This window comes from Tardiphaga sp. 20_F10_N6_6 (assembly GCF_052076045.1).
GTDB lineage: Bacteria > Pseudomonadota > Alphaproteobacteria > Rhizobiales > Xanthobacteraceae > Tardiphaga > Tardiphaga robiniae.
Map to the genome: position 1 here is coordinate 176,815 of NZ_CP197239.1, position 26,357 is coordinate 203,171.

At 63.0% G+C, this 26,357-nt stretch carries 37 protein-coding genes and 2 pseudogenes; 28 read left to right on the plus strand and 11 right to left on the minus strand.

Annotated features, from left to right (window positions below; all coding sequences use genetic code 11):
- Positions 1-124 precede the first annotated feature (124 nt).
- The 3 genes from AB7813_RS00685 (at position 125) to AB7813_RS00695 (ending at position 1,078) form a co-directional block, all read left to right on the plus strand.
- Positions 125-289 (plus strand): Flp family type IVb pilin, encoded by a 165-nt coding sequence (locus AB7813_RS00685; protein ID WP_093759013.1) that lies wholly within the window; start codon positions 125-127, stop codon positions 287-289.
- Positions 290-446: 157 nt separating this feature from the next.
- Entirely contained in the window at positions 447-740 is a 294-nt protein-coding gene (locus tag AB7813_RS00690) for a DUF3551 domain-containing protein (RefSeq protein ID WP_439083653.1), read from the plus strand.
- A 29-nt stretch (positions 741-769) separates the two neighbouring features.
- Positions 770-1,078 (plus strand): hypothetical protein, encoded by a 309-nt coding sequence (locus AB7813_RS00695; protein WP_439083652.1) that lies wholly within the window; start codon positions 770-772, stop codon positions 1,076-1,078.
- A gap of 46 nt (positions 1,079-1,124) precedes the next feature.
- On the opposite strand, the gene AB7813_RS00700 is transcribed toward AB7813_RS00695, so the two are convergent.
- Positions 1,125-1,760: a hypothetical protein gene (locus tag AB7813_RS00700; protein WP_439084277.1), complete on the minus strand. Its 636-nt coding sequence runs from the start codon at positions 1,758-1,760 to the stop codon at positions 1,125-1,127.
- On the opposite strand from AB7813_RS00700, the gene AB7813_RS00705 reads away from it, so the two are divergent.
- From AB7813_RS00705 to AB7813_RS00740, 8 genes are all read left to right on the plus strand, one after another.
- Positions 1,759-2,328 carry a hypothetical protein gene (locus AB7813_RS00705; protein WP_439084276.1) on the plus strand — a complete coding sequence of 190 codons (570 nt, stop codon included), beginning with the start codon at positions 1,759-1,761 and terminating at the stop codon, positions 2,326-2,328. The two genes, AB7813_RS00700 and AB7813_RS00705, sit on opposite strands and share 2 nt — an antisense overlap.
- Positions 2,297-3,568 (plus strand): DNA-packaging protein, encoded by a 1,272-nt coding sequence (locus AB7813_RS00710; protein ID WP_439084243.1) that lies wholly within the window; start codon positions 2,297-2,299, stop codon positions 3,566-3,568. The genes AB7813_RS00705 and AB7813_RS00710 overlap by 32 nt, the downstream gene beginning before the upstream one ends.
- A gap of 36 nt (positions 3,569-3,604) precedes the next feature.
- Entirely contained in the window at positions 3,605-4,810 is a 1,206-nt protein-coding gene (locus AB7813_RS00715) for a phage portal protein (protein ID WP_439083651.1), read from the plus strand.
- Between the two features lie 207 nt (positions 4,811-5,017).
- Positions 5,018-5,848 (plus strand): outer membrane protein, encoded by an 831-nt coding sequence (locus AB7813_RS00720; RefSeq protein ID WP_231077348.1) that lies wholly within the window; start codon positions 5,018-5,020, stop codon positions 5,846-5,848.
- A 172-nt stretch (positions 5,849-6,020) separates the two neighbouring features.
- Positions 6,021-6,701, plus strand: coding sequence for a metallophosphoesterase (locus AB7813_RS00725; protein WP_439083650.1), 681 nt, complete (start codon positions 6,021-6,023; stop codon positions 6,699-6,701).
- 75 nt (positions 6,702-6,776) lie between these two features.
- Positions 6,777-7,034: a hypothetical protein gene (locus AB7813_RS00730; RefSeq protein ID WP_089267034.1), complete on the plus strand. Its 258-nt coding sequence runs from the start codon at positions 6,777-6,779 to the stop codon at positions 7,032-7,034.
- A 5-nt stretch (positions 7,035-7,039) separates the two neighbouring features.
- Positions 7,040-7,582, plus strand: a complete 543-nt coding sequence (locus tag AB7813_RS00735) for a hypothetical protein (protein ID WP_175367469.1) — start codon at positions 7,040-7,042, stop codon at positions 7,580-7,582.
- Between the two features lie 22 nt (positions 7,583-7,604).
- The gene (locus AB7813_RS00740) at positions 7,605-7,754 is read left to right on the plus strand and encodes a hypothetical protein (protein WP_158596823.1); all 150 of its coding nucleotides are present in this window, start codon (positions 7,605-7,607) and stop codon (positions 7,752-7,754) included.
- Between the two features lie 50 nt (positions 7,755-7,804).
- Here the strand turns inward: AB7813_RS00740 and AB7813_RS00745 are convergent, their stop codons facing one another.
- A complete protein-coding gene (locus AB7813_RS00745) occupies positions 7,805-8,815 on the minus strand; it encodes a tetratricopeptide repeat protein (RefSeq protein WP_439083647.1) in 1,011 nt (336 codons plus the stop codon).
- A 192-nt stretch (positions 8,816-9,007) separates the two neighbouring features.
- Here AB7813_RS00745 and AB7813_RS00750 point away from each other — a divergent pair, with 192 nt between their 5' ends.
- From AB7813_RS00750 to AB7813_RS00760, 3 genes are all read left to right on the plus strand, one after another.
- Positions 9,008-9,223, plus strand: a complete 216-nt coding sequence (locus tag AB7813_RS00750) for a hypothetical protein (protein ID WP_089267037.1) — start codon at positions 9,008-9,010, stop codon at positions 9,221-9,223.
- Between the two features lie 12 nt (positions 9,224-9,235).
- Positions 9,236-9,418 (plus strand): hypothetical protein, encoded by a 183-nt coding sequence (locus tag AB7813_RS00755; RefSeq protein ID WP_439083646.1) that lies wholly within the window; start codon positions 9,236-9,238, stop codon positions 9,416-9,418.
- A 265-nt stretch (positions 9,419-9,683) separates the two neighbouring features.
- Positions 9,684-10,385 carry an HK97 family phage prohead protease gene (locus AB7813_RS00760; protein WP_439083645.1) on the plus strand — a complete coding sequence of 234 codons (702 nt, stop codon included), beginning with the start codon at positions 9,684-9,686 and terminating at the stop codon, positions 10,383-10,385.
- Positions 10,386-10,413: 28 nt separating this feature from the next.
- On the opposite strand, the gene AB7813_RS00765 is transcribed toward AB7813_RS00760, so the two are convergent.
- Positions 10,414-11,325 carry an outer membrane protein gene (locus AB7813_RS00765; RefSeq protein ID WP_441227868.1) on the minus strand — a complete coding sequence of 304 codons (912 nt, stop codon included), beginning with the start codon at positions 11,323-11,325 and terminating at the stop codon, positions 10,414-10,416.
- A 120-nt stretch (positions 11,326-11,445) separates the two neighbouring features.
- Here AB7813_RS00765 and AB7813_RS00770 point away from each other — a divergent pair.
- A pseudogene (locus AB7813_RS00770) lies at positions 11,446-11,601 on the plus strand (phage major capsid protein); the annotation flags it as partial.
- 72 nt (positions 11,602-11,673) lie between these two features.
- On the opposite strand, the gene AB7813_RS00775 reads toward AB7813_RS00770, so the two are convergent.
- Complete coding sequence (locus tag AB7813_RS00775; protein WP_439083644.1) at positions 11,674-11,841, minus strand: hypothetical protein; 168 nt, start codon at positions 11,839-11,841, stop codon at positions 11,674-11,676.
- A 215-nt stretch (positions 11,842-12,056) separates the two neighbouring features.
- Between AB7813_RS00775 and AB7813_RS00780 the strand changes: the two genes are divergently transcribed.
- On the plus strand, positions 12,057-13,310 hold the full coding sequence (locus AB7813_RS00780; RefSeq protein WP_439083643.1) for a phage major capsid protein: 1,254 nt from the start codon (positions 12,057-12,059) through the stop codon (positions 13,308-13,310).
- Between the two features lie 131 nt (positions 13,311-13,441).
- Here AB7813_RS00780 and AB7813_RS00785 read toward each other — a convergent pair whose 3' ends face one another.
- Positions 13,442-13,771: a hypothetical protein gene (locus AB7813_RS00785; RefSeq protein WP_439083642.1), complete on the minus strand. Its 330-nt coding sequence runs from the start codon at positions 13,769-13,771 to the stop codon at positions 13,442-13,444.
- 111 nt (positions 13,772-13,882) lie between these two features.
- Between AB7813_RS00785 and AB7813_RS00790 the strand changes: the two are divergent.
- Positions 13,883-14,098, plus strand: a pseudogene (locus tag AB7813_RS00790) (phage major capsid protein); the annotation flags it as partial.
- 84 nt (positions 14,099-14,182) lie between these two features.
- Positions 14,183-14,779, plus strand: coding sequence for a hypothetical protein (locus tag AB7813_RS00795; RefSeq protein WP_439083641.1), 597 nt, complete (start codon positions 14,183-14,185; stop codon positions 14,777-14,779).
- An 88-nt stretch (positions 14,780-14,867) separates the two neighbouring features.
- Here AB7813_RS00795 and AB7813_RS00800 read toward each other — a convergent pair whose 3' ends face one another.
- Together AB7813_RS00800 and AB7813_RS00805 are read right to left on the minus strand one after the other, a co-directional pair.
- A complete protein-coding gene (locus tag AB7813_RS00800) occupies positions 14,868-15,578 on the minus strand; it encodes a hypothetical protein (RefSeq protein WP_439083640.1) in 711 nt (236 codons plus the stop codon).
- Between the two features lie 40 nt (positions 15,579-15,618).
- On the minus strand, positions 15,619-16,797 hold the full coding sequence (locus AB7813_RS00805; RefSeq protein ID WP_439088980.1) for a DUF2235 domain-containing protein: 1,179 nt from the start codon (positions 16,795-16,797) through the stop codon (positions 15,619-15,621).
- Positions 16,798-17,186: 389 nt separating this feature from the next.
- On the opposite strand from AB7813_RS00805, the gene AB7813_RS00810 reads away from it, so the two are divergent.
- Positions 17,187-18,503, plus strand: coding sequence for a DNA-packaging protein (locus AB7813_RS00810; protein ID WP_439083638.1), 1,317 nt, complete (start codon positions 17,187-17,189; stop codon positions 18,501-18,503).
- Positions 18,504-18,578: 75 nt separating this feature from the next.
- Positions 18,579-18,890 (plus strand): hypothetical protein, encoded by a 312-nt coding sequence (locus AB7813_RS00815; RefSeq protein WP_441227869.1) that lies wholly within the window; start codon positions 18,579-18,581, stop codon positions 18,888-18,890.
- A gap of 82 nt (positions 18,891-18,972) precedes the next feature.
- Here AB7813_RS00815 and AB7813_RS00820 read toward each other — a convergent pair whose 3' ends face one another.
- The 3 genes from AB7813_RS00820 to AB7813_RS00830 form a co-directional block, all read right to left on the minus strand.
- Positions 18,973-19,182, minus strand: a complete 210-nt coding sequence (locus tag AB7813_RS00820) for a hypothetical protein (RefSeq protein WP_089267048.1) — start codon at positions 19,180-19,182, stop codon at positions 18,973-18,975.
- A gap of 189 nt (positions 19,183-19,371) precedes the next feature.
- Entirely contained in the window at positions 19,372-19,719 is a 348-nt protein-coding gene (locus tag AB7813_RS00825; protein WP_439083636.1) for a hypothetical protein, read from the minus strand.
- A gap of 97 nt (positions 19,720-19,816) precedes the next feature.
- A complete protein-coding gene (locus AB7813_RS00830; protein ID WP_439083635.1) occupies positions 19,817-20,602 on the minus strand; it encodes a S1 family peptidase in 786 nt (261 codons plus the stop codon).
- 94 nt (positions 20,603-20,696) lie between these two features.
- On the opposite strand from AB7813_RS00830, the gene AB7813_RS00835 reads away from it, so the two are divergent.
- The 8 genes from AB7813_RS00835 to AB7813_RS00870 all read left to right on the plus strand — a co-directional run bounded on the left by AB7813_RS00835 (position 20,697) and on the right by AB7813_RS00870 (position 24,684).
- Entirely contained in the window at positions 20,697-21,266 is a 570-nt protein-coding gene (locus tag AB7813_RS00835) for a head-tail connector protein (RefSeq protein WP_439083634.1), read from the plus strand.
- Entirely contained in the window at positions 21,263-21,583 is a 321-nt protein-coding gene (locus AB7813_RS00840; RefSeq protein ID WP_439083633.1) for a head-tail adaptor protein, read from the plus strand. Before AB7813_RS00835 ends, AB7813_RS00840 begins: the two co-directional genes overlap by 4 nt.
- A 165-nt stretch (positions 21,584-21,748) precedes the next feature.
- Complete coding sequence (locus AB7813_RS00845; RefSeq protein ID WP_439061366.1) at positions 21,749-22,171, plus strand: DUF3168 domain-containing protein; 423 nt, start codon at positions 21,749-21,751, stop codon at positions 22,169-22,171.
- Positions 22,172-22,182: 11 nt separating this feature from the next.
- Positions 22,183-22,590: a phage major tail protein, TP901-1 family gene (locus tag AB7813_RS00850; protein WP_439083632.1), complete on the plus strand. Its 408-nt coding sequence runs from the start codon at positions 22,183-22,185 to the stop codon at positions 22,588-22,590.
- A gap of 170 nt (positions 22,591-22,760) precedes the next feature.
- On the plus strand, positions 22,761-23,087 hold the full coding sequence (locus AB7813_RS00855; RefSeq protein ID WP_439083631.1) for a gene transfer agent family protein: 327 nt from the start codon (positions 22,761-22,763) through the stop codon (positions 23,085-23,087).
- Positions 23,084-23,299, plus strand: a complete 216-nt coding sequence (locus AB7813_RS00860) for a rcc01693 family protein (RefSeq protein WP_439083630.1) — start codon at positions 23,084-23,086, stop codon at positions 23,297-23,299. Before AB7813_RS00855 ends, AB7813_RS00860 begins: the two co-directional genes overlap by 4 nt.
- Positions 23,292-23,861, plus strand: coding sequence for a phage tail tape measure protein (locus tag AB7813_RS00865; protein ID WP_439083629.1), 570 nt, complete (start codon positions 23,292-23,294; stop codon positions 23,859-23,861). The genes AB7813_RS00860 and AB7813_RS00865 overlap by 8 nt, the downstream gene beginning before the upstream one ends.
- Positions 23,862-24,045: 184 nt before the next feature.
- Positions 24,046-24,684 carry a phage distal tail protein, Rcc01695 family gene (locus tag AB7813_RS00870; protein WP_439083628.1) on the plus strand — a complete coding sequence of 213 codons (639 nt, stop codon included), beginning with the start codon at positions 24,046-24,048 and terminating at the stop codon, positions 24,682-24,684.
- Between the two features lie 32 nt (positions 24,685-24,716).
- On the opposite strand, the gene AB7813_RS00875 is transcribed toward AB7813_RS00870, so the two are convergent.
- Complete coding sequence (locus AB7813_RS00875; protein ID WP_441227870.1) at positions 24,717-26,117, minus strand: serine hydrolase domain-containing protein; 1,401 nt, start codon at positions 26,115-26,117, stop codon at positions 24,717-24,719.
- Positions 26,118-26,357 lie beyond the last annotated feature (240 nt).

A 26,357-nucleotide genomic window follows, 5' to 3' on the forward strand; every position in this document is an offset into this window, starting at 1 on the left:
TACCCCATGATTAATTCATAATTGAGCCTGTTGGTGAACCTTCCTGCAACCTCTGCCGCTTAGGTTGAGCTCAGTTTTCAGGGGACGGCGTGGAAGAAATCCGCGGCCGTATGAGGAGATTTCCGTGTTGCGTTTGATTTCGAAATTTATCGACGATGAGTCCGGTGCAACGGCCATCGAATATGCGCTGATCGCTGCCGGCATCAGCCTCGCGATCATCGTGGCTGTGCAGGGCCTTGGTACCACGCTGAACGGGCGCTACGCCGCCGTCAATACCTCGCTGAAATAGGGCAACGAAGACCGGCCGGTGCCGGGCGCGCCGCCATTGCAATCGACAAAAGACATGGCTGTCTTGTCGAAACGCAATGTTGTGAATGTCCTATCGATTGGGGTGTTGCACCCTATATGATCGTGCGCGGGCCTCGAGCCTGCGCATTTTCATATGGATGACCATCATGACATTGAATTCGCGTTTGAAGCTTTCGGCATTGGCCGGTTTGGGATTTGCGGCATTCGTCCTCGCGGGAGCGACGCCGGCCTCGGCGGCTGGTGCGCAATTCTGCATCGCCCAGAGTGGCGCCAACGGCGAATCCTCCTATGTCAGCAACTGCATCTTTTCTGACTACCAGCAATGCATCAATGCTGCCGTCGGTACGCGAGGCAACTGCGTGGGCAACGTCGAGTATCGCGCCGGAGCTGCTGCGGAACCGGCGCCACAACGTCGCCGGCGCGCTCGGTGAGTGATCGCCCGCTCGTGAAGGACGCATCGATGACAATGAGAATTCGCGGGCTCGTATGGGCTGTGGCTGCGATTACCATCGCGTCGGCGTCGTTGCCGGCTGTGGATTCTGCTCAGGCGCGGCCATCGGTCGCGGGCCGTTCCGGTGTTCCGCCGTTCTGCGTGTTGACCGGCGGCCCCCGCGGGCCCGGCAGTGTGCCGCAGATCTGCCGGTTCTTCGACTATCAGCAGTGTCTGCAGGCCGCGGCCGACCTGCGCGGCAATTGCGTGGTCAATATCGACTATCCCGGCAAGATCACCGGAGCGCCGGGAGCGGCGTGGTCGCAGCCGCCGCGATAGCCAGTGCGTTGATCGCTCGGACAAAATTCCAATTTAAGGACTAAATTCAAAATCTAGGATTTTTAGCCTTGACAGCGTCGCGCTGTCGAAGTAGGTTTACGGCATGCTCCACAATTGGGTTCGCAGGAAACGCCGCTGCTGATTGGCGGCGAATCTGCGCCGCGCTGTTCAGCCCGGTGTGCGGTGAATACCCGGAACATCGATCCAAATCCTGCGTTGCTTTCCATACGGTGCCGCAAGGAATCTCATCGGCATCCAACAGCAAGCCAAACGAGGGTGCCATGACAATCAGGAATTCGGCAACCAAGCAAAAAGAGCAGATCGTCGAATCCGCGACAGAGGCACGCCAGGCCGAACCGGGCCCCTCGATCCTTGCGCTTTTGGCGATCAGCCTCGGCCTCGCTGTGCTGATCCTCGGCGTGGTCTGGTTTGTGTTCTTCAGGACGTGATCGGTTTCGGCGATCCGCCGATCAGTTTTCGGACAATCCGGCACGATCGACTGACAACAGCAACGAGTTCCCAACATGGTCAGAAAGCCAATAGCCCGCCCGGCGAGAAAGCCGGCGCGGGCTGCTGTCGTTGTGAAGGCCGCGCGGAAACCAAGGGCGGCGAAGAAGAGCTCCAAGAACTCGAAAGTAAAGAATTCACAGAAAACATGGAGCGCCGTTGACCCGGCCACCATGGAAGCAGCCGCTGAAAAAATCCGGGCCAGCGTAGCGGCCCGGAAGAGGACGATTGCGGCAACGACAATCTTCGCCGGACCGGGGAGGCCGAAACCAGCATCTGCTGCTGAAGTTGATATACCTCAAACTCAAATCAAGAAGCGACCGGCCGCAATGAAAGCTGTTGCCAAGAAGCGGTCCAGCGCTCCGCGTGCAAGACGGCGAACGGCCGTCGATCGGTTCAATGATTTTCCGCCTGACGCACCGCTGACCGATCGCGTTACCCATGCCATCGAACGCGAACTCGATTCGATCCAGAAGATCGTTGGCCGCCGGCGCTTGAATGAAGCGTTGCGCACAGAGGCTGAGCGCCGCGCCCGCACGCTGGCTTCCCTAGCGCGCACATTGACCGAACTGAAGAAAGTGCAGGGCGGCAACGAACAGAGGCCCGCCGAAGATGACGACCGCCCCCGAGACCTCGACGAACTCCGTCGACGCATTGCTGAACGTCTTGCAAGACGGCCTGGCGGGCGACCGCCAATTCCTGTCGACGGGAATGACGCGGGGCGAGAGAGGCCTCCTGAGTGAGTGCTGGAATGTCTTCGCGCATGCGCATCAGGTGCCGCCTGACATCGCGACGAATGGTGCGCCGTGGCTGACATGGCTCATGATTGGCGGACGAGGCGCGGGCAAGACACGCGCCGGTGCCGAATGGGTGCGTGCGCAGGCGCTCGGTCAGGCGCCACTGGCGCACGAAAAAGCCCGTCGCATTGCGCTTGTTGGCGAAACCGAACACGACGTGCGTGAAGTGATGATCGAGGGAGTGTCCGGGCTGCTCAGTGTGCATCCGGATCACGAGCGCCCGGTCTGGATGCCTTCGCGCAAGCGGCTGGAATGGAGCAACGGCGCGGTCGCTCAGGTGTTTTCCGCGGAGGACCCCGAGAGCCTGCGCGGCCCGCAATTCTCCTGCGCATGGTCCGACGAGATGGCGAAGTGGCGCTATGCCGAAGCCACGTTCGACATGCTGCAATTCGGGCTGCGGCTGGGCCACCGGCCGCGGCAGATGATCACCACGACGCCGCGGCCGACGGCGCTGCTGAAGCGCCTGATGGGCGATCGGACGACGGTGACGACGCGCGCCGCAACCGTAGTGAATGCGTTCAACCTCGCGCCGACGTTTCTGCAGAGCGTGATGGATCGCTATGCTGGCACGCGGTTGGGACGGCAGGAACTGGACGGCGAGATCATCGAGGACCGGCCCGATGCATTGTGGTCGCGCGCGCTGCTCGAACAATGCCGCGTGCGCGAGGTACCGCCGCTACGACGCATCGTCGTGGCGGTCGATCCGCCGGTGTCGTCCGGCAAACGTGCGGATGCCTGCGGCATCGTCGCAGCGGGGATCGCCGAGGATGGCATCGTTTATGTGATGGCCGATGACACCGTATCGTCAGTGACGCCGACAGCCTGGGCCAACAAGGCCATCGCGCTGTGGCGCAAGCTGGAGGCCGACGCGCTGGTGGTGGAAGTCAACCAGGGCGGTGAGATGGTGCGCAGCGTGATCAACGAAGTCGATCACACCGTGCCGGTGACGCCCGTCCGCGCCTTGCGCGGCAAATGGCTGCGCGCCGAGCCGGTGGCGACCCTGTACGAGCAGGGCCGCGTGAAACATGCCGGCAGTTTTGCCGCGCTGGAAGACGAGATGTGCGACTTCGCAAGTTCGGGGCTGTCGTCGGGGCACTCGCCGGATCGGCTGGATGCCATGGTCTGGGCGGTTGCCTCGCTGGCGCTGGTGCCGCGCGGGGATGGGCCAAGGATCAGGGTGTTGTGATCTCGTGTCCCGTGCACAGTTGAATTGGATCATATCATGTTCGATCGCTTGAAAGCCTATCTGGCGGCGCCGGAAGTGAAGGCGTCGCGCACCGCGCGCGTGCTCGCATTCGAGAGCGGCGGGCGTGCGCGCTGGACACCCAAGGATTTTGCGGCGCTCGCCCGCGAAGGCTATCTCTCCAACGCCATCGTGCATCGCGCCGTGCGATTGATCGCGGAGAATGCCGCGGCGTGTAGCTTTCTCGTCTTCGACGGCGCACAGGAGCGCGAGGCGCATCCGCTGGCGCAGCTGCTGACGCGGCCGAATCCGCGGCAGGATGGCGGGGTGTTCTTCGAGACGCTCTATGCGCATCTGCTGCTCGCCGGCAACGCCTATGTCGAAGCCGTCATGCTCGACACGCAGGTGCGGCAGCACGAGGTGCGGCAGCACGAGGTCCGTGAACTCTACGCGCTGCGGCCGGACCGCATGAAAGTCGTGCCTGGCAGCGATGGCTGGGCCGAGGCCTATGACTACAGCGTCGGCGGCCGCAGCGTGCGCTTCGATCAGCAGGCGTCGGGCGTACCGCCGATCCTGCATCTGACTTTCTTTCATCCGCTCGACGATCACTATGGTCTGGCGCCGATCGACGCCGCCGCGACTGCGCTCGACACCCACAACGCCTCGTCGAAATGGAACAAGGCGCTGCTCGACAATGCGGCGCGGCCGTCGGGGGCGCTGGTCTATGCGGGACCGGAGGGATCGGTGCTGTCCGAGCCGCAATTCGATCGCCTCAAGCGCGAACTCGAGGGCAATTATCAGGGCGCCGCCAATGCCGGGCGGCCGCTGTTGCTGGAAGGCGGGCTCGACTGGAAGGCGATGTCGCTGACGCCGAAGGACATGGATTTCCTCGACGCCAAGCACAATGCCGCGCGCGAAATCGCGCTGGCCTTCGGCGTGCCGCCGATGCTGCTCGGGATTCCCGGCGACAATACATTCGCGAATTTCCAGGAAGCCAACCGCAGTTTCTTCCGCCAGACCGTGCTGCCGCTGGCGGCGCGCACCGGCAACGCGCTGGCGCAATGGCTGGCGCCTGCGTTCGGCGACGGCATCCGCATCGACATCGACACCGACCGCGTGGATGCGCTCGCCGCCGATCGCACCGCGCTATGGGAGCGCGTCAGCAGCGCGGACTTCCTGACGCTGAACGAGAAACGCGAAGCGGTGGGCTATGCGCCGGTGGAGGGCGGGGACCGGCTGGGGTAGGGGCCTGACTGCAACGCGTTCTCCAAGCGGTGCGGACGGACCCACCCGACGTTATGGACAGACGCGAACAGTACTGGAGTGTATTGCGCATTTGTTCACAATCAGGGGTTGAGTTTGACCGTGGGTGTTGCCGTCGCGTGACAGCATTCGGGCCGTGGGCGGCCTAGGATCGCTGACATAATAAGACGACAGACTTGGGAGATTCTCGTGAACAAGATCATTCTGGCAGCTTCGGTTCTCGCCTTGAGCGCAACCTCTGCATGGGCCGCTGATATGGCGCCGCGCCCATACACGAAAGCGCCGGTGATGGTCGATCCCGTTTACAGCTGGACCGGCTGGTATATCGGCGGCAATGTCGGCTACGGCTTCGGTCGCAGCGGAGCCGATACGGTTCTCGATCCGACCAGCAGCTGGGCCATTGAATCGCCTGCTTTCCGCAACGAACTGATCGGCCTCAGCAACCAGCGCTACAGCCCGCAGGGCGTGGTCGGCGGTGGGCAGGTCGGCTACAACTATCAGGTCGGCAGCTGGGTGTTTGGCCTCGAGGCCGATATCAACGCGTCCGGCATGAGCAAGACGATTGCCTTGTCGGGCCTCAATGGTGGCTTCATCACCCGCAATTTCACGGAGACCACCAAGAGCGACTGGTTCGCCACCGTGCGTCCGCGCCTGGGTTACGCGGTGAACAATACGCTGTGGTACGCCACCGGCGGTCTGGCGGTCGGCGATGTGCAGGGCAGCTGGACGCTGCTGTCGAGCAATGGCTACAACAAGACCGGCTCGGGCAGCGAAACCAAGGTCGGCTGGACGGTCGGCGCTGGCGTCGAGCATGCCTTCCAGCCGAACTGGACGGTGAAACTCGAATATCTCTACACCGACCTCGGCAGCATCTCCTATAACTCGACCTATATTCCGGGCAGCACCTTCGCTCCGCCGGGCTTCAACTACCGCGAGAATATCTCGCAGGATTTCACATTCCATACCGTGCGCGTCGGTTTGAACTACAAGTTTGGCAGCCCGGTGGTTGCGCGCTACTGATGACCTGAAATCTTCTCCCGAAAACGCAAGAGCCCGGCCTCGTGCCGGGCTTTTTCTGTGGTAATGCACGGAGCGTGCGGCTCATGTCACATGAATGACGGAGAACGGGACGTATCACCGCTGCCCAGTTGCGCCGGTGGAGAGATCGCGCCGGTTGGGATATGATTGCGCGATGCCCCGCACCTACGTCATTCCTGATCTGCACGGCCGACGCGATTTGCTCGATGCGGCACTGCTGCGGATCGAGACGCATGCGGGCGGCAAGGAAGCCACCATCGTCGTGCTCGGCGACTATGTCGACAAGGGGCCGGACTCGCGCCGCGTTATTGCGCGGCTGCGGGCAGGGGTGGCACCTGGCCTGCGGCTGGCGATGCTCAAGGGCAATCACGATGCGCTGATGGTGGCGGCGCTGCGCGGCGATGTAGCGATGGCAAACTGGATGACGAAAGGCGGCGATACCGCGCTGGCCTCCTATGGCGGCGACATCGCCGACGTGCCGGTGCATGACATCGACTGGCTCGATGGCCGCCCGCTGTGGCACATGGATGCGCATCGCATCTATGTCCATGCCGGCGTCGATCCCGCGCTGCCGCTGGCGCAGCAGGACCCGGTATTGCTGATGACCAAGCGCTATGCGGATGATGACGCATCCGGCCATGATGCCGGCGAGGGCGCGCGCCATGTGGTGCATGGCCATGACCGCCATGCCGATGGGCCGCTGCTGAAACAGGGCCGCAGCAATCTCGACACCTATGCCTGGAAGACAGGCCGGCTGGTGATCGGCGTGTTCGATGACGCGCTGCCGGGCGGGCCGGCAGAGCTGATCGAGATCACCGCGCCGCCGGCGCCTTGAGGCGGATATGACCTCTTGAACCAAAGACCGCGCCGCGACGCCTAACCGGCAACGCAACTGAACCGGCACGCTGGCATGTCCTCGATCATCGAAACCGTCGTCGAATTTTTTGCCGAGCTCGTCTGGGGCTGGGTGACAGCGCGATGGCCATGGGTCGGGGACGCTGTAGGAGCGACCTGCCTCGTGGCCGGCGCGGTCGTGGCACTGTCGTCATCCGGCACTGAGCGCGTGCAGGCACTGGTGATCGGTGGTCTTGTCGGCATCGGTGCTGGTGGGTTGCTGCTGGTGTGGTTCTGGCGCCTGCGCCGCGCGGCGGCGACGCGGACGGAGTGATCGCCATGACTGTGACACCGGCGATGCTCGGCGCCAGCCAGGCGCTGCGCGACATGTTGTGGCCGTTCGAATTCACGGTCACGGACAATCAATCCCACGGTCCGGTCTGGATCGATGTCACCGCGCTGCAGCCATTCGAGGTCGTCGGGCAGAACGGATCGGGCGGGGTCTTCGCGCTGGTCGGCGATATCAAGCATGTATTGCACCTGACGAGCGAAGGGCAGGCCGGCATCGTCGCCGCCAGCCTGCAGGAATTCCTCGAACTCGTTGTCGAACATCCCTGGTGGGAACAGATCGCATCGGGCTGCGACGGTGATCTGGCCGCGATGCGCGCAATGCTGGATGACGAGGGCGCTGACCTGGACGCGGACGCCATCGATAACGATCCGGCCATCGAAACCAATCGCCCGCTGCTGCAGCGACAGCTCGGCCTCGGGATTCCCGCCGATCCGTTCGGCCTGCTGCATCATGCGCTGGTGACGCTCGGCGCCGCTTACGATCTGCGCGATCTCCACGGCCAGCCGATGGAACCGCTGTTTGCGGCCTAGTAACACACGAAGGGACATGCCGATGCCGGACTGGATCTTGCCGCTGCTGCTGCTGATCGGAATCCTCGCCGTTCTATATCGCGCCTTCCTGCACACGCCGCGGGCGCCGCCCAGCGGCAGGAATCACGACGAAGGTGTGACCAATTACTGGGACGTCCACCGCGATCGCTGACGGATATCGGCGCGTATCGCGCTGCGCGTTACAGCTCCCCGCAAGGGCGTCTAGTGCGTGGTTTGCGCCGCGACCCAGTCGGGATCGATGCGGGTGGCCTCGGCGATATCGTTGAGTGCGCCTTCGGCATCGCCCGTCATGCGTTTCTGCACGCCGCGGTAATACAGCGCCTTGGCGTTGTCGGGTGTGTGCGTCAGCACGGCATCGAAATCGGCGATGGCGCGCAGCGGCTCGTGCTTGTCGATCAGGGCCGCGCCGCGGTTGAACAGATAGAGCTCGGACTCGGGGTTGAGCTTGATGGCCATGCCGAAATCGGCGATGGCGCGGTCGAGATCGTTCCGCATGTAGTGGATGACGCCGCGGCTGTTATAGGCGCTGGGATAGTCCGGGCTGATCCGTATCGCTGTCTCGAAATCGGCGATGGCGCGGTCCCTGTCGCCCTTGTCGTCAAAGGTGCGGCCGCGCCAATAGACTGTCACGGCATTGGTGGGATCGAGACGGATCGCTTCGCTGTAATCGGCGATGGCGCGGTCGAGATCGTGCTTGTCTTTCCAGGCCCGGGCGCGGCTCTCATGGGCGGAGGCATCGTCCGGCGCGAGGCGGATCGCGGCATCGAAATCCGCGATGGCCTGGTCGGTCTTGGCGGTGTCGAACCAGATGCTGCCGCGGTCCTTGTAGAAGTCTGCATCGTCGGGCCGCAGCCGAATGGCGGCGCTGAAATCGGCGATGGCCCGGTCATACACTTTCATGACCTGCCAGAGGTGGCCACGCATGGCGTAGCCCGATGCGTCGTCCGGCTCGAGCCGGATGGCGGCGTCGGCGTCGGCGATGGCTGCATCCGTTTCGCTATAGGTCTCATGCAAGAGCGAGCGGCTGCGATGCAGCGCCGCCAGATCGCCGCCGCGGTAATAGTCGAGCCCGATGGCGCGGTCGCAGGCGGCCATCGCCTTCGTGCCGCGGCCTTTCAGGCAAATGGCATAATCGCCGCCAGGGCCGGCCAGTGTGGCAGCAGTGGCATAAGTCGGCGTTGCGGCGGCACTGGCGGCCAGCGCCATTGCCATCAGCGTGCTGCAAAACGGCAGGCGCAAGGATAGACGCAAGGACAGGCCAGATCGTGCGTTCGGGTACATGTGTCGTGCTCGGATGGCGAGGGAGCCGGGACGGCGTTGCTGCTTGGTCGGCGGCGTCAGCCGAAAGGTTCGACGGCGCGTGAACGCGGCAGCGGCGGCGCGCAAGATGGAAGTACAATCGCCATGGATGACCTGATCCGCATCTTCACCGAGCGCGGCGACCTCGCGCATCTCGCTCTGTTTCTGTGGGCGAGCGTCGCCAGCGCCGCGGCTCTGTTCGCGCTGCGTGAACTCGCCGGCGCCTCGCGCCGCTTCGACGAATTCGTGCGGCAGCTCGCGCGCTTCAACCGCCGTGCGCATCGCCGCCACCGCATGCGCGACGACACCGACGACATCTGAAAGGGATCTTCCATGGACAGTCTGCACGACGTGATGCGTTCGATCCGCCCGGAGACCAAAGCGGGCAAGGATCATCTGAGTGTTTTCAAAGAATTTCTGGCGCATCTGGATCAGTTGCAGCGCAAGGCCATCGCTTCGAGGCCGCGGGTGAAGCCGGCGGCGCGACGAAAGCCGCCGCGGCGCGCGAAAGTGTAGTTCGTTTTTCTTCCCCTCTCCCCCAGCGCAGCGAAGCTGCGCGCCGCGGGAGAGGGTGCCTGAGCGTAGCGAAGGCGGGAGAGGGCGCCGCAAGCGACGTCGCGTGTCGCGCCCCCTCTCCCTGACCCATGGCGGACGACTCGTCCGCCAGACCCCGCCTTCGCGTGGCTGCGCCACGCGCGGGGGAGAGGGGACACTGCTGTCTGAGCCAAGCCACGACACCACGATCTCTCTTCTTCCCCCCCCGCATCTCGCGAGGCCGCCGATGCATGCTCCGACGCCATTCCTAACGCCATCACCCCAGCCATCCCCCGCGCGCCTCGCACTCACGCCGGACGGCGTGATCGAGGGCTATGCCTCGCTGTTCGGCGAGATCGATCAGGCGCGCGACATGGTGATGCCCGGCGCTTTCACGCAGACGCTGAAGCAGCGCGGTCTCCGCAAGATCCCGATGCTGTTCCAGCACGATCCCTCCGAGCCCGTCGGCGTCTGGCTCGAGATGAAGGAAGATCTGCGCGGATTATGGGCGCGGGGCCGATTAATCCCGGATGTGATACGCGCCCGCGAATTGCTGGCGCTGCTGCAGGCCGGCGCCGTCGACGGATTGTCGATCGGCTATCGCACGCAGCGCGGCCAGATCGAGCCGAAGACGCGGGTGCGCAAACTCTATCAGGTCGATCTCTGGGAAGTCTCCATCGTCACGTTCCCGCTGCTGCACGGCGCGCGGGTGAGCGCCGTGAAGGACGCGCCGATGTCGCGGCTGCGCGCGCAGGCCGAGCGTGACTGGACAAATCTCGCAAGTCAGAATCTCACACGCATCACCGGCGCCGCGGATGCACCGGCGCTGGTCATCCGGCGTGGGCGCAAAGCGGGCGGACCTGTCCAGGCCTGTTCGCTGCGCGCCCGCGCCGATCTCAAACGCGCGCTGCACGGCGTCGCCGCCCACGCCCGGTTCGCCGGGCGCTGAGGACAACGCGCCGCGCCGCGATGCGCGCTCAGAACAGTTTGTTGATCGTCGCCGTGATCGCCTGGGTCTGGGTCCGCGCGGCGGCGGTGCCGACCATGGTGCCCTGGTTGGTGGTGCCGCCGGTGCCGTTCGGATTGGTGAACGGGCTCGCATAGTTCGCGGTGTTGTTTTCGGTTATGGCGAACATGTAGTTCACATCCACGAACCAGGTCGGATCGAGGAAGTAGGTGGCGCCGACCATGGCGGCGCCGCCGAGCACCCAGCTCTTGCTGGTCAGGTTGATCGGCGCGCCGGAGACGTCGGTGCGGTTGCCGTTGAGGTCGGCGAAGCCGATCAGGCCGTTGAGGTCGGTGCGGACCCGGGTCAGCGTCGGGCCGGCGCCGAGATAGACGAAGCCGCGGTCGAACGCATGGCCGATGAAGGGCACGAACGTCATCTGGTGATCGATATGGATCTGGTAGGACTGCACCAGCGCGTTGCCGGTGAACGGCACCACCGTGCTCGTGCCGGTCGGCGTGAACGATCCCACCTGCGGCAGCAGCGCCGCGCGGATGTTGGAACTGGTGCCGAGATAGCTGTAGCCGAACTTGGCGCCCCACAGCCAGTCGCTGCCGGAGAAACGGGAGAAGTAGCCGCCCTGCGCCGAGAAGGCGATCTGCGCACGGTCGTCCGGATACAGCGTCGCCGGGCCGGCGGCCGATCCCGAGGAGGTCAGCACGCCGTTGGTGAAGACGTTCGACGTCCCCACCGCATAGACATTCTGGGTGCCGAAATCGAGCGTATTGGCGCTGCCGCCGATGCCGACGAAGAAGCCGGAGTGCGGCACCCACGAGGTCTCGGCCGGCGGCAGCCGCGGCGCCTTGACGGTCACATCGGCCGCTTGCGCGGCTCCGGCCGCGACCAGGCCGGCGAGCATTCCAGTCATGGTGATGTTGCGCATGTCGTTCCCCCGGCGGGGCGAATCCCCGCTTGCAGCAGCCTAGGCAGAGCGGGGGAGGCGGGTCTGTGCCATTCCGCACAGTTCCGCCGCGTCCGAGACAAGTGACCTCGATCATCGCCAATCAACGCGCGCGAGGACTACGACGAACTGCGCAACACGTTCGAGGAATTCAAGTCCGCCAATGACGAGCGCATCGCGCGGATCGAGCGCGGCGACGTGCTGCTGGAGGAGAAGGTCGATCGCATCAACCAGGCGCTCGATGCGCAGCAGCGCCGATCGCAAGCAGGCACTCGGCGCCGTGAGCGCCGGTGTCGCGTTTCGCCGGAAATCTGAAAACCGTGTGAGGACCTAGTGCAGCTCGTTGCGCGGGATCGGCAGGTGCAGGCGCTCGGCGCGTTCTTCGCGGTCCTGCCTGCGGAACGCGCTCTCGCGCTGTTCGAAGGCGATCATTTCCTGCTGTGCCTGTTGCAGGAACTGGTCGTATTTCGTCATCGGTGGTTGCGCATGCTTCGTCATCGCCAACTCCGTGTGTGTCACTCTACCGGACGAGCCTAAACGCCGTTCAGGCTAGCGGGTTCCCTGTTCCAGATCAAATTTCATGTCGCTGCTAGGCCGTTCCATCGGCCCTGAGCCGATCGTTCAGGACCCGTGAACGTCCGCGACGTCGTTGCGCGTGCAGCTTCGCCATGTCTCTACCCAGACGACTGACGTCTTCAACCCCGGAGAACACCATGAATTTCGACATCACCGATGCTGCCCCCGAACACAAAGCCGGCTTCTCGACTGGCTCGCGCAACGACTATGACGAGTTGCGACAGACCTTCGAGGAATTCAAGGCCGCCAATGACGAGCGACTGGCTGTTATCGAGCACAAGCGCAGCGATGTGCTGCTGGAGGAGAAGGTCGATCGCATCAACCAGGCGCTGGATGCGCAGCATCGGCGGCTCGATCAGTTGTCCCTGAAGGGCGCGCGGCCCGCACTTGCTGCGGACAGCGCCGCGCGCCCCCAACCTTCCGAACACAAGTCGGCTTTCGATGCCTATGTGCGATCCGGTGAGAGCGAAGGCCTGCGGCAGATCGAGACCAAGGCGATGTCGGTCGGCAGCAATGCCGACGGTGGCTATCTGGTGCCGGTCGAGCTGGACACGGTGATCGCCGAACGGCTCGCGATGATCTCGCCGATCCGCGGCATTGCAGGTGTCCGCCGGATCTCCAGCGGACTCTACAAGAAGCCGTTCATGACGGCGGGGCCAACCACCGGCTGGATCGGCGAAACGGCGGCGCGCCCGCAGACCAATTCGCCGACATTCGATGTGCTGTCGTTTCCGGCGATGGAGCTTTACGCCATGCCGGCGGCGACAGCGACACTCCTCGACGATGCGGCCGTCGATCTCGATGACTGGATCGCCGGGGAGATCGATCAGGTGTTCGCCGAGCAGGAAGGCATGGCCTTCGTCTCCGGCGACGGCATCAACAAGCCGAAGGGATTTCTCAGCTATACGACCGTGGCCAATGCCTCATGGAGTTGGGGCAATATCGGCACCATCGCCACCGGCGCGGCCGGCGCCTTCGCGGCGTCGAACCCGTCCGACAGCCTGGTCGATCTGATCTATGCGCTGAAGCCCGGCTACCGGCAGAACGCCACCTTCGTGATGAACCGCCGCACCCAGGCGGCCATCCGCAAGTTCAAGGACTCCACCGGCGTCTATCTCTGGCAGCCGCCGGCCACAGCCTCGGGCCGCGCCAGCCTGATCGGCTTTCCGCTCGCCGATACTGAGGACATGCCGGATGTCGCCGCAGGCTCGCTCTCCATCGCCTTCGGCGATTTCCGCAGGGGCTACCTGATCGTGGACCGCCAGGGCGTGCGGATGCTGCGCGATCCCTACAGCGCCAAACCCTATGTGTTGTTCTACACGACCAAGCGGGTGGGCGGCGGGGTGCAGGACTTCGATGCGATCAAGCTGCTGAAGTTTGCGGTGAGCTGAGGGCGGGCGATCGGTGCGGGCGACGTGCCGTCGCCCGCTGCTTTCTCTTTTGTTGGAGCATGATCCCTCGACAAACGAATTCGTTTGTCGGCGAAAACCGGAAGCCACTTTTCGGGATCATGCTCTCTGGTTCAGCAATAGCGGTAGTTGCAGCCAAATTGCTGGCGGCCAACAAGCAGCTCCGGCGGCACACCATAGTGGCTGTAGTAATAGGAAACCTGCGGCGGGCCGAAATAGCGGTGAACCTGAATTGGAGCTCCGCCCGGGGACGAATAGGTGGTGACCTTGTCGAATGGCGGGGATTCGACGGCAAGGAAACGCCCGCCGCCAACAAGCGGTGCCGGCTCGACCACCTGACCGTGGCCATAGCGCGGAGTGCCCGAGAGATCGGCGGCTGCCGCCGGCAGCGTTATGGCAGCAGCAATGCAGGCGAAAGCGAGCTGGCGCAGCACGACGGGCATTCCTTCTGATCAGCGCGTCACTGCGCGAGAGCGATGGCGACGGTTGTGCGATGGATGTTTGCCAGAAAGAGCTTGTGTGAGGCTGATCTGACGTGCGCGGCGTGTATCGCAGATATGCCGGATGTCGCGGCGGGGTCGCTGTCGATCTCCTTCGGAGATTTCCGCTGGGGATACCTGATCGTGGACCGCCAGGGCGTGCAGGTGCTGCGCGATCCCACCAGCGCCGAGCCCTATGTGCTGTTCTATACGACCAAGCGGGTCGGGGGCGGGGTGCAGGACTTCGATGCGATCAAGGTGCTGAAGTTTGCGGTGAGTTCTGTGCGCTGATAGCCGCATGTGCGCCGAACCGAGTGACGTTGCTGTCCATCGCATCCCAATCTGAGGATGGACAACCAATCTCTGGATATCTCGATGCAAAAAGATCCTCCCGCTCAGCGCCCTCGTGGCTTCACAGCGGCGGCAATCGAGAATGTCCGCCAGCGTTACGTCGAAACCACGGAGTCCCTGGAATCGATTGCTGTCGATTTTGAAGTGCACCGCGAGACGGTGCAGCGTCTGGCCGAACGCCAGGGCTGGCCATTGCGCAAGAACAGACCGCCGCGTGATCTGCCGGTCGCACTGCAGCTCGATCTAGCTGCTGCCGATGTGCTGGATGCGGCTGTTGGTGCCACACCGGCGGCGGTCCCAAGTCCGGATGTGGCGCCGCTGGTGCTGCGAATGGAACGGGCAGTCTCGAAGGAGCTGGCCAAGGTCGAGCGGCTGAAGGACGAAACCGGCAGCGAGACAGGTCGCAGCATCGCCGCTGTCCGCATTGCCCGCACGCTGTCATCATTGACCCAAACCCTGTTCAAGGTGCGCGCCTTGCGCGAGCCGGCGAGTGTGAACGCCAACGACCCAGACGATATCCCAGCCGACCCGGAGGCATTCCGTATCGCGCTTGCGGAGCGCATTGAGCGATTTGTCCAGGGCAGCGCTGACGCGAATGTATCCTCGAATACAAACGAATAGTAACGTGTAGTGAGGTTAGGTCAGCACGCGGGAAGTAAGCCTCCTTGTTGGGCCAAGGAGGCGCGGTTCTTGCTGCGCATTAGATCCGTTATGCCGTTTTTGTTAAGCCAAAATGCTCGAGCAACCGCGATAGTGCCGCTAGAATTCGATCGGAAAAAAATGCCGCCAGGGTACACGCAAAAGCGATCCCAAACGGGCTTTCAACCTGAACAACATTCGATACCTGCGTTAAAATAGCACCCTTCGCTCCTCTCAGGATGAATACCGTTAGTAGGCCAATCGCAGACCCAATTGGTAGCAAGCAAATAAGAGAAATGAGTGTACTTAGCTGCCACATCGCTGGCGCAGGCAGTAGAGCGTCGGTTCGCATCGAAATAAAGAAGAACAGACATACGCCTAGAACACCGCTCGCAATTCCTAGATAAATGATGTTCATGGCGCTCGAATTTCGGTGAAAGCACGCGGAGTCGAACGCTAGGGCGCATTCCCTAAAAGTTAGATGCCAAAGCTTATCTTTGCCGTAGTCAATTTCTTTCTGTTGGCCAACGCGCTGTGCGTTCAAATCGGAGAGTGCGGCCCGAATGTATGGGACGTCATCCGACGCAGGGTTCTTTGCGAGCTGTGCAGCAGAGTTCTGGATACTTGCTTCAATACCTGCCAAATCTGATGATCTGCCCGCGTTGACGCTGATCGCCAGAATTATGTAGCCGATGGATACAACGAAGCAGAACAAGGTAACGATCAGAGAAAAGAAATAATAGGCCGCGTCCAGGCCTCTATTCGCAGTATCGGCAGGCATCCGCATGTCTCCATTTTGAAGACGGCTATGAACTAGTCGGTCAAGTGACAGTTAGTGTGGGGTCTTCTGCCCGGATCGATGTTGTAATCGAACTCAGATCGATTTTCTTGCGATCGACCCACTCAGTGAGGCTGCGGGGTCTATAAGAGCTGTCCGTGCGCCATCGCTCGAATACGCTGGCGTCTATTGTTTCATTTATCGTGCTCTCCGTTTCCGCCGGAGCGTCGATTGGGTCCGCGCCGATGGTCCGATCAAACCGTGTACGAAAGATCTTGTACACGCCACCCAAAAAGCTTCCGTATGAATCGATTACGGGGGACTTTAGAAATTCCGGGAAATGATCGACATCCTGGCGAAAGGAAAGACCTTTTGCTGCAGCCTTTTTCATCATCCAGGCCAGTGGCTCTTGAGCTAGAAGGTCGCTTGCGTAGCCGCCTCCAACATTCGCGTGAGCACCAACAAACCATCGTTGCTCCGCTTCATCCAGTGTTCGTACAGCGCGAGGTTGCATGGCGTCCTTCTCTTTGGGCACCGAACGAGTCCAGAGTGTTGGTGGAAAATCAGGCCGATGCTCATCAATGGCCAATGCATGCGCAGCCGATGTATTCGAGACCCGCAACCCAGTATTCAAAAACTGGTGCCGACGCCGAAATCTACTGATTGGAGAGGGATTGCCTAGAGAACCGACGGTGTCAAACACGCCAAGAAAACGTACTGGTATCGAGCGTGAATATTTTACGACCCATTGTTCTTCGAGTGTCGGTTCTTCGGGAGGGTGATTTAGCAGGTGATCAATCGTCACCGCGTTCAGCCCGAGGCGATAACGACCGTATAGCTGATTTGTTGAAAGTGGTGCTCCGGGGGTCAGCAAGCCACACTTCGATATAAACCCTGAAAGACTTCGAGCTGTAAATGACCCGCGGCTAAATCCAAATATGAAGAGTTGATCCCCGTTGTTGTAATTCTCGACGAGCCATTCGTAGGCATCGAGAAGAATATCATCGATTCCGATACCGAACATTCCGCCACTAATTTTCTGGCCCGTTCGCGTACCCAATCCGGAATTATAGAAAATCTTTTGTTCAACGCCGTCGGACCCGATCGGTGCCGTGAGCGCTCGAAGGCGCCAGACATTTGTGTTGTCATGGACGGTATTCCACGTTCCGTCCAAAAATACAGCGATGCGCTTCGCCTTTTGTCTGGCGTTCATATCTTCCATGAAAAAGGGCTCCGGAAAATGACTGCAGAAATACTCTTTGCGGAATGTTCAGTAGCCGTAGTGGGGCTAATGGTTATCGCCAGATCTAGATCGCCCCAAACCACTTACGTGGGTATCGGTCTTGTGATGGGTAGCTGCAGCGCAGGTTTGTTAGCAACAATCGGTTCGGTAGCGCGCTGGCTGTTTTGATGACTGAAGTATGCATCGCAGACTAAGACGGATGTGGCGATCTGCAAGCACAATTTTAGGATGTTAACATCATATCGCGTCAGAGTTATCGGCGAGGCTTCGGTTCAGCTCGTTTGTGTTTTTTGATTTGGCAGCTTTAGACAATGACGATCGGCCCGCCGACATTGACGACTTCCGTAGAGACGTTGCGCAGCGCATGGATGCGTTTGTCCCTAGCGGGGCTGACGGATGCGTTTTTGCAGACGCAGGGACTGCACAGCCAGCTTCGCCTGTATCATGACTTCGCATGTTTCGCCCATCCGCATCAGGAGCACGGCGCAACCGGCAACAATGGCGGGCCGTGGACGACCTGGCTGATGCTCGGTGGTCGCGGTGCCGGGAAGACGCGCACCGGCGCGGAATGGGTGCGGGCGCTGGCGCAGGGTACGCCGCCTTATGCGGATCGCGCCCATGGCCGCATTGCGCTGGTTGGCGAGACCGCGCTCGATGCCCGCGAGGTGATGCTCGAAGGCGAGTCCGGCCTGCTGCGGGTTGGCCCGCGCGCTGAGCGACCGACCTGGACCGCGACACGCAAGCGGCTGGAATGGCCGAACGGTGCTGTCGGGCAGGTGTTCTCCGCCGACGATCCCGAAAGCCTGCGTGGACCGCAATTCGAGGCTGCGTGGTGCGACGAGCTGGCGAAGTGGCGCTATGCGGAAGCCGCTTTCGACACGCTGCAATTCGGACTGCGGCTCGGCGCGCGACCGCGGCAATTGATCACCACGACACCGCGGCCTTTGCCAATCATCAAACGGCTGCTGTCCGACCCGCGCACGCGGGTGACGCGGGCACCGACAATAGCCAACAAGCATTATCTGTCGCCGACCTTTCTCGATGCGGTGGTCGGTCGCTATGCCGGGACGCGGATGGGACGGCAGGAACTGGATGGCGAGCTGATCGAGGACCGGCCGGATGCGCTGTGGTCGCGGGCGCTGATCGAGACGTGCCGCGTGACGGAGCCGCCGCCGCTGTCGAAAATCGTGGTGGCAATCGATCCGCCGGGCACCTCGCGCAAGGGCGCCGATGCTTGCGGCATCGTTGCGGTGGGCCGCGCCGAGAGCGGCTGGTTCTATGTGCTGGAAGATGCGTCAGCGGCGGGTCTCTCGCCGTCGGCCTGGGCCAGCAAGGCTGTGGCGCTGTATCGCCGGCTCAATGCCAACAACATCGTCGCCGAAGTGAATATGGGCGGCGAGATGGTGCGCGCGGTGCTGCGCGAGGTCGATCACACGGTGCCGCTGAAGGAAGTGCATGCGACGCGCGGCAAATATCTGCGCGCCGAGCCGGTGGCGGCGCTCTATGAGCAGGGCAAGGTGAAACATGTCGGCTGTTTCCCCGATCTCGAAGACGAGATGTGCGACTTCGGAGTGGAGGGCCTATCGAGCGGGCGTTCGCCTGACAGACTCGACGCCATGGTGTGGGGGATCACCTCCCTCATGAGCAGCTTCACGAGCGGCGGACCGCGTATACGGCTGCTGTGACAATCGGGCGAAGTCGCGGAACCATTCCCCCGCTGCCGTCGTTACCTCCATTCACGCAAGCTTTGGAGAACGACAATGAGACTGACCGAACGCGTCGCGTGTGCGGCCGTGATTGCCGTGATGGGGGCCTTTGCGGGGTCTGCAGTTCAAGCTGCTGACCAGACCTTCACGGGGATCGGCACCATTCTCGATCGCACCACCAGCGAAGTGGTGATCAAGCAGGCGCCGGCTGGCGAGACCGTCGGCGCGAATACGCCGGGCGCGGTGGAGAAATTCCGGCTGCGCACGGTTCCGGAGTCGCTGCATGCCGGCGAGCGCGTCACGGTGACCTATACCGAGAGCAATGGCGTCAAGACGATCAGCAATGTGACGGAGAAGAAGGACTAGCCGATACGGGCGCATGGGCTGCTGCCGCAGGGGATGCTGCTGCGTGGGTGACATGCGCCCGGAATTCCTGGTGCAGACAGGTTCAATCCTTCAGCACGAACTTCTTGCGCAGTTCCACGGCCACTTCGTCGGCGAGCTGCTGGGCATAAGTGGCGTGTTTCGGCGCGGTGATCACCATCGGCCGCCAGCCGAGCAGGGCATCCCTGCGTACCGACACATAGACGCCGCCGACAACAATGCGCTGGGCGATCATTTCCTCAAGTTCGGCTTCGGTCTTTTCTTCTTTTCCCATAACCGGCTTCCCGTGATGCTCTGAAGCACCCCTCTAGCTAGGGAGGCGTTTCGGAAATGCAGTTCACAAGAATGAGAGACGCCACTATCACAATGTCGCAGGCAATGTTGTCGCAGGACAATGCTGTCGCATGAAAACGCTGTCGCAGTCTGAAACCTCCGCAGTCGGCGCGCCGGTTTCGCGCGGCGCTCAGCAATAGCCGTAATAGCCGCAGCCATAGGGCGCGCGGCTGAAGATCGTCTCGGACGGGGTGCCGTAATAGTTGCGGTAATAATAGGAATTCGGCTTGCCGTAATAGCCATGCACGATGGAGGAGATATCCACCTCCGGCGCATATTGCACGATCGGCTCTTCCATCGGCTTTTCGTCCTTGACCACCACCACGCGGCGGCTCTTCACCACCGGCTCGTCGAACAGCCGGCCGATGCGGCCCTGGCCGGCCATGTCGGCAGCCTGCGCGCCCGCGATCAGGGCAGCGGTTGAAATGGCCACGGAAACGGCAAGAGTGAGCAGGCGCAGCATGTCGGAGATCCCCATGATTCGCGGATCATAGCGGAGAACCTTTCACGGATCTTAACGACACCTGCCTTGCGCGGCGCTTGCTTGCACAGCCTTGCCTTGAGAGCGCCTGCGATCAGAGCGGCGTGCCCCAGGCGCGCGCCGTCTGCAGGATCCAGTCGCGATACAGCGTCAGCGGCGTCACGCCGGTGAGGCCGCCGCAGCCGGCGGCATTCTTCGCGCCGGTGGACCACGACACCACGCCGATCACGACGTTGCGTCCGTTCTGCTGCTGCAGCACGGGCCCACCGCTGTCGCCGGTGCAGGCGCCGAGGCCGTCGCGTGTGTTGTCGGTCGCGGGATCGACCAGTCTTATCTGCAATTTGCCGGGATGGCTGGTGGAGGTGAGCTGCGCCGCGCGCACGGTGCCGCCGCTCTTGCCGTCGCCGCGCGCGGCGACGCCGATGCCGGCCACGAGATAATTCTGCCCGGCGGCGAAGGGCTCGGTGGGCACGCCGAGCGGCAGCGCGGTCTTGCCGGGCAAGGGATCTGCAAGCTGCAGCAGCGCCACATCGGCGCTGGCGCGATGCGCCTTGATGCCCTCCGCATTGAACTGCGGATGATCGGCGACGCGTTTCACCGCCAGTAGTTGCGGCTGCCGCTGGGCGTCATAGAGCACGATCTTGTAGCTGGCGCCGGGCGTCACGCAATGCGCCGCCGACAGCACCAAAGTCGGCGCGATCAGTGCGCCCGAACAGAAATTGCCGCGCGAGCCGACAATGGTGATCACCGCGCGGCCGATCTCGTCATCGCGCACGCTGGCGCCGCCGACGAGCGCGGAAGCGGGAATTGAGATGAGCGATGCAAGCGCAATGCTGGCAATGGCGAGAGAACGAATGACGGCGCGTGGGCGCCGCGGCATGCGGGAACCTGTCTGAATCATGGCGGGGATGTCAGCCCCGCGGACCCGCGATGTCAATTCCCTGATTGGTCACACGAGCCTCCCGGAGATCCCCATGTCCGCCATTCTGCTGGTGCCGCCGGCAAGCGAACCGCTGTCGCTTGCCGAGGCCAGACAATTTCTGCGTGTCGAGCACGCCGACGATGACGCGGTCATCACCGCGCTGATCGCCGCCGCCCGCGCACATGTGGAAGCGCTCACACGCCGCGCGCTGCTGAACCAGACCTGGCGCGTCGTGCTGGATGCATGGCCCGCGAATGGACGCATCACCCCGCGCGTCGGCCCGCTGCAGACGCTGCTCGCGGCGCGGGTGTTCGATGCGAGTGGCGTCGCGCATGCGCTGGAGGTCGAGAGTTTCGTCGTCGATAGCGCTGCCAATGTCATCGCGGCGCCGTGCTGGGCATTGCCCGCACCGGGGCGCGCTGTCGCAGGCATCGAGCTCGACGTGATCTGCGGCTTCGGCGCGCTTGCGAGCGACGTGCCGGCGGATCTCCTTCATGCGCTGAAGATGCTGCTGGCGCACTGGTATGACAATCGCGGTCTCGCGGCGGTCGGCACCGGCGCGGCAATGCAGCCTGCAGGTTTGCACGCGCTGATCGCGCCGTATCGGGGGCTGTCGCTATGATCGATCCCGGACGGTTGAAAACGCGGCTCGTAATCGAGGCGCCCGATGAGGCCAATGACGGGCAGGGCGGCGTCGCGCGCAGCTACAGCGCCGTTGCCACCGTCTGGGCCGCGGTGCTGCCGGCGCGGATGACTCGCGAGGTCGAGGCCGACGCCGACGGCGCGCTGGTGCATCTGCGCATCATCCTGCGCAGCGGCTTTGCGCTGACCCTGCGGCATCGCTTCCTCGACGGCGCGAAAATCTATCGCATCACCGCGCTGCGCGAGATCGACGAGCGCAGATTCGTCGAGATCGACGCCGAGTGGCGCATCGACTGACGTTTACCCTCCCCTGAAGGGGGAGGGTCGTCACGTGCATAGCACGTGGCGGGGTGGGGTGAATGTTCATCGACGATGCTTGTGGCTTCACCCCACCCCGATGCTCGCTGACGCTTCGCATCGACCCTCCCCCTTCAGGGGAGGGTAAAAAAGAGGGATCATCTCATGCCGGCAGCCCAAGCTGGTGCCAGTGTCGCCTTGCGCGCGGCGATCTTTGATGCGCTCAAGGCCGACACGGCGCTGGGTTTCGCGCTCGGTGGTCACCGCGTTTATGACGAGCCGCCGGCCAATGTGGCGTTTCCCTATGTGACGCTCGGCGATGCGCGCATCGTCGATGTCTCCGCCGATGACGGCCAAGTGCAGGAGCATCAGCTCACGCTGCATGCCTGGTCGCGGCAGGGCGGCCACAAGGAGGCGCATGTCATCACCGGCGCGCTGCTGCAGGCGCTGGATGATGCGCCGCTGACGCCGAGCGGGCATCGCCTCGTCAATCTGCGCTTTGCGATCGCCGATATCCGGCGCGAGGCCGATGGCCGGACCTATCACGCCGTGGTGCGGTTTCGCGCCGTCACCGAACCGCAGGATTGAAGGAGCACGCGATGGGCGCACAGAAGGGCAAGGATCTGCTGATCAAGATCCATAACGGCACGACATTCGTCACGGTGGCGGGGCTGCGCAGTCGGCGCATCGCCTTCAATGCGGAGATCGTCGATATCGCCCATGCGGAATCCGTGGATCGCTGGCGCGAGCTGTTGGCCGGTGCCGGCGTGCGGCGCGCCTCGATCTCCGGCCGCGGGCTGTTCAAGGACGGCGCCTCCGATGCCTTGGTGCGGCAGGCGTTCTTCGACGGCACCATCAATAACTGTCAGGTCCTGGTGCCCGATTTCGGCACCATCACCGGTCTGTTCCAGATCGCCAGTCTCGAATTCGCGGGCGAACACAATGGCGAAGTGAGCTTCGATCTCGCGCTGGAATCGGCGGGCGCGCTGACTTTTGCGGCGGTGTGACCCTTACCCTCCCCTGGAGGGGGAGGGTCGTCACGTGCGTAGCACGTGGCGGGGTGGGGTGAATGTTCATCGACGGTGCTTGTGGCTTCACCCCACCCCGTCTCGCATTGCGCTTCGCGCGCTGCTCACCGACCCTCCCCCTTCAGGGGAGGGTAAGAACGGAGATCACCATGCCCAACAGATTGCGCGGCGAGATCGCCGCCGAGATTGGCGGACACAGCCGCATACTGGTGCTGACGCTCGGCGCGCTGGCGGAGCTGGAAAGCGCGTTCGGCGCCGATGACCTCGCAGCACTGGCCGAGCGTTTCGGCTCCGGGCGGATGTCGGCGCGCGATCTCATCCGCATCATCGGCGCCGGATTGCGCGGGGCAGGCGAGGCGATCAGTGACGACGAGGTCGCGGCCATGACCGTGCCGGGCGGCGCGGCAGGCTTTGTCGGCATCGCCGCCGAATTGATATCAGCCACCTTCACCGATACGCCGCAGGCCGCGCGATGACATCGCCTGCGCCATTTTCATGGGCCGAGGCGATGCAGTTCGGTTTCGGCGTGCTGCGGCTGTCGCCGGATGCGTTCTGGCGGATGACGCCGCGCGAACTCGCTTATGCCATCGCGGCGGTGCGCGGCCCTGTATCCACGCCGATGGATCGCGGCGCGCTCAATGACCTGATGACACAATTTCCGGATTCCGCGGAGCCCCTGCATGAGTGACACCAGTGACCTCTCCGCGGCGTCCGGCACGCTCGACAGCATGACCACGAAGACCGCCGGCCTGACATCCGCCGCGACGACGTTCTCGAAAGTGATGACCCAGGCCTTCTCGAGTTCGGTCGCATCGGGCCAGAAGTTCGACGATGTGCTGAAGTCGCTGGCGCTGAAAATGTCGGACCTGGCGGCGAAATCGGCACTGCAGGCCGGCGCGGGCGCCATGTCATCGAGCATTTCCTCGCTGGTCTCGAGCCTGTTCGGCGGCGCGGGCAAGGCTGGTGTGAGCGATACGGTGAAGGCGTTCGCGTCGGGCGGCGTGATCGGCACGCCCAGCTATTTTCCGATGCCCGGCGGCGGCACGGGTCTGGCCGGCGAGTCCGGGCCGGAAGCGATCATGCCATTGCAACGCGCCGCGGATGGCAGCCTCGGCGTCGCCGCGCAGGGCGGTGGCAACACCATCCATGTGCAGATCGCGACGCCGGATCTCGACGGCTTCCGTCGTTCGGAGAGCTACGTCACCGGCCAGATTGCCCGGGCGGTGGCGCGCGGCCAGCGCAGTCTGTGATGGATAGCGTGCGATCTGCTTACCCTCCCCTGGAGGGGGAGGGTCGTCACGTGCGCAGCGCGTGACGGGGTGGGGTGACTGTTCATCGACGATGCTTGTGGCTTTACCCCACCCCGTCTCTCATCGCGCTTCGCGCGCTGATCGCCGACCCTCCCCCTCCAGGGGAGGGTGAAGGAAGAGTCTCATGGCCGCCTTTCACGACATCCTGTTTCCGCTCGACATCGCGCTGAAGAGCGCAGGCGGGCCGGAGCGGCGCACCGAGATCGTGTCGTTCGGCTCCGGGCGCGAGGAGCGCAACGCACGCTGGGCGCATTCGCGCCGCCGCTACGATGCAGGCTACGGCATCAGGACGCTGGCGGCACTGCAGAGCGTTGTGGCGTTCTTCGAGGAACGGCGCGGGCGGCTGCATGGCTTCCGCTGGCGCGACCGGCTCGATCAGACGTCGAACCTGTCGGGCGGAGCGATCTCGCCTGATGATCAGGGCATCGGTATCGGTGATGGCGCAACCGCCGCGTTTCAATTGATGAAGACCTATGGCAGTGCGTTCGCGCCCTATCAGCGGCCGATCACCAAGCCCGTCGACGGCAGCGTGCGGATCGCCGTTGGCGGCGACGAGATCGCGGACAGTGCCTTCAGCTGCGATGTGACGACGGGGCTCGTGACATTCGCCAGCGGGCATATTCCTGGGGCGGGTGCTGCAGTCACCGCGGGCTTCCAGTTCGACGTGCCCGTGCGCTTTGACACGGACTATCTCGAAGTCGATCTGTCGGCCTTCGCCGCCGGCGCAATCCCGAAAATTCCGCTGGTGGAGATCAGGATTTAGGAGGCGCATCGGTCGTGAGGGGGGGCGGACTATCAGTCGGTCGTCTCGCCGTGCAGTTCGAGTTTGTAGCTGTCGGTGTTCTCGAAATTGACCGTGACCTTCTTGCCCTCGAAAGCCAGCGTCCAGGACTGCATTTCGCTGTGGCCGAGAATACGGCGCTCGACGATAAAAGTATTGGCGTTCGTCCATCGTCCGCGGACCGCATCGACACCGTAGCTGACGGGAGAACCGGTCCGGAAGTTGCCGTCAAGTCCAAGTGGACCGGTGAAGCGGCGGGTCTGCTCGGGCTTGCCGGTGACGGTGGTGATCTCCCATGACGGGCTGTCGCCGATCAGGGTCAGGCTGAACGTCCCGACCCGGATTGCATTTTGGGTGAAGCGGTAGGTCTTGCCGGAGATGTCCCTGGCCAGATCCGGCGTCAGGCCGAGCGGTGACGGCCGCGACGTTGCCGCGTTGCGGATCGATGCGGCCAGCAGGGCCTGCGCAACGGGATCGTCGGGCAGGGCGCTCTCGGATTTCACTGCGCCGGCGATGTCGTCGATCAGACGGCGAGTCGGATAGAATTCATCCTTGCGCATGCTGCCGGTCAACACGGCGACAATATCGAGTTTCGGCAAAACCATGATCAACTGCGAGTGCAGACCACGCGCCATATAGGCGCCTTTCTCAGGGATCGACCACCACAGATTGGCGTAATGATTGTCGGCAGTTGCGACGATCTTGCCCTCGGCCGCGCGATCGACCCATGACGGCGGAATGATCTCGCGGCCTTCCCAGACACCGTTTTGCAGATAGAGATAGCCGATCTTTGCCATGTCATGCGGCGGGATATAGAGCCCGGCTTCGCCATCGGTCACGCCCTGTGCGTCGGGGCGGCCCCAGTCGATGTCGGTAATGCCCAGCGGTCCGAACAATTCGCGCTTGGCGAATTCGAGCGCGTTCTGTCCCGTCTTCTTGTTGATCAGCGCGGAGAGCAGATAGGGATTGCCGCTGTTGTAATAAAACCGCTCGCCCGGCGCCCGGCTCATCTCCTGGCCGAGCACGAATTCGGTCGGATTTTTGCTGCGATACATCCGGTCAAGCGTTTCGTCGGATGTATAGGCTTCCTCCTTCCAGGCGATGCCGGAAGTCATGTCGAGCAGATGCTGGATCGTAATGGCCTTCTTGCGATAATCCAGTTTGTCGATCTGATTGTCGGCGAACAGATCGACGACCGGGTGATCGACACTGTCGAGTATCCCGTTTTTCAATGCGATGGCGATCAGCGTCCCGGTGACGCTCTTGGTCACCGAGCGCAGATCGTGGCGCAGGCCGGCGACATAAGGCGCGTAATAGGCATCGGCGACCAGCTTGCCATGGCGCACGATCAACAGGCTGTCCTGCTGGCGTGCGCCGACGGTATCGATCAATTGGGCGAGCCTGCCGGAATCCATCCCTTGCGATTCCGGCGTTGCGACCTGCCAGCCCTTGGTCGGCCATGGCGGCGTCGCCGCCGGCGTTTCGTCCGGCGCACCTGCTGCGCGAGACGGTCGCGGGACTAACGATCAGTGTGACGATTGCCGCGAGCACGGCGATCCCGGCAAGGCGTTGTCGCAGCATCCGTCCGCTCCCTGTGCCCGGCTTGTTGCATGCCGGTACTGTGAGGACAATTAGAGCGCGAAGGATGGTCGCGC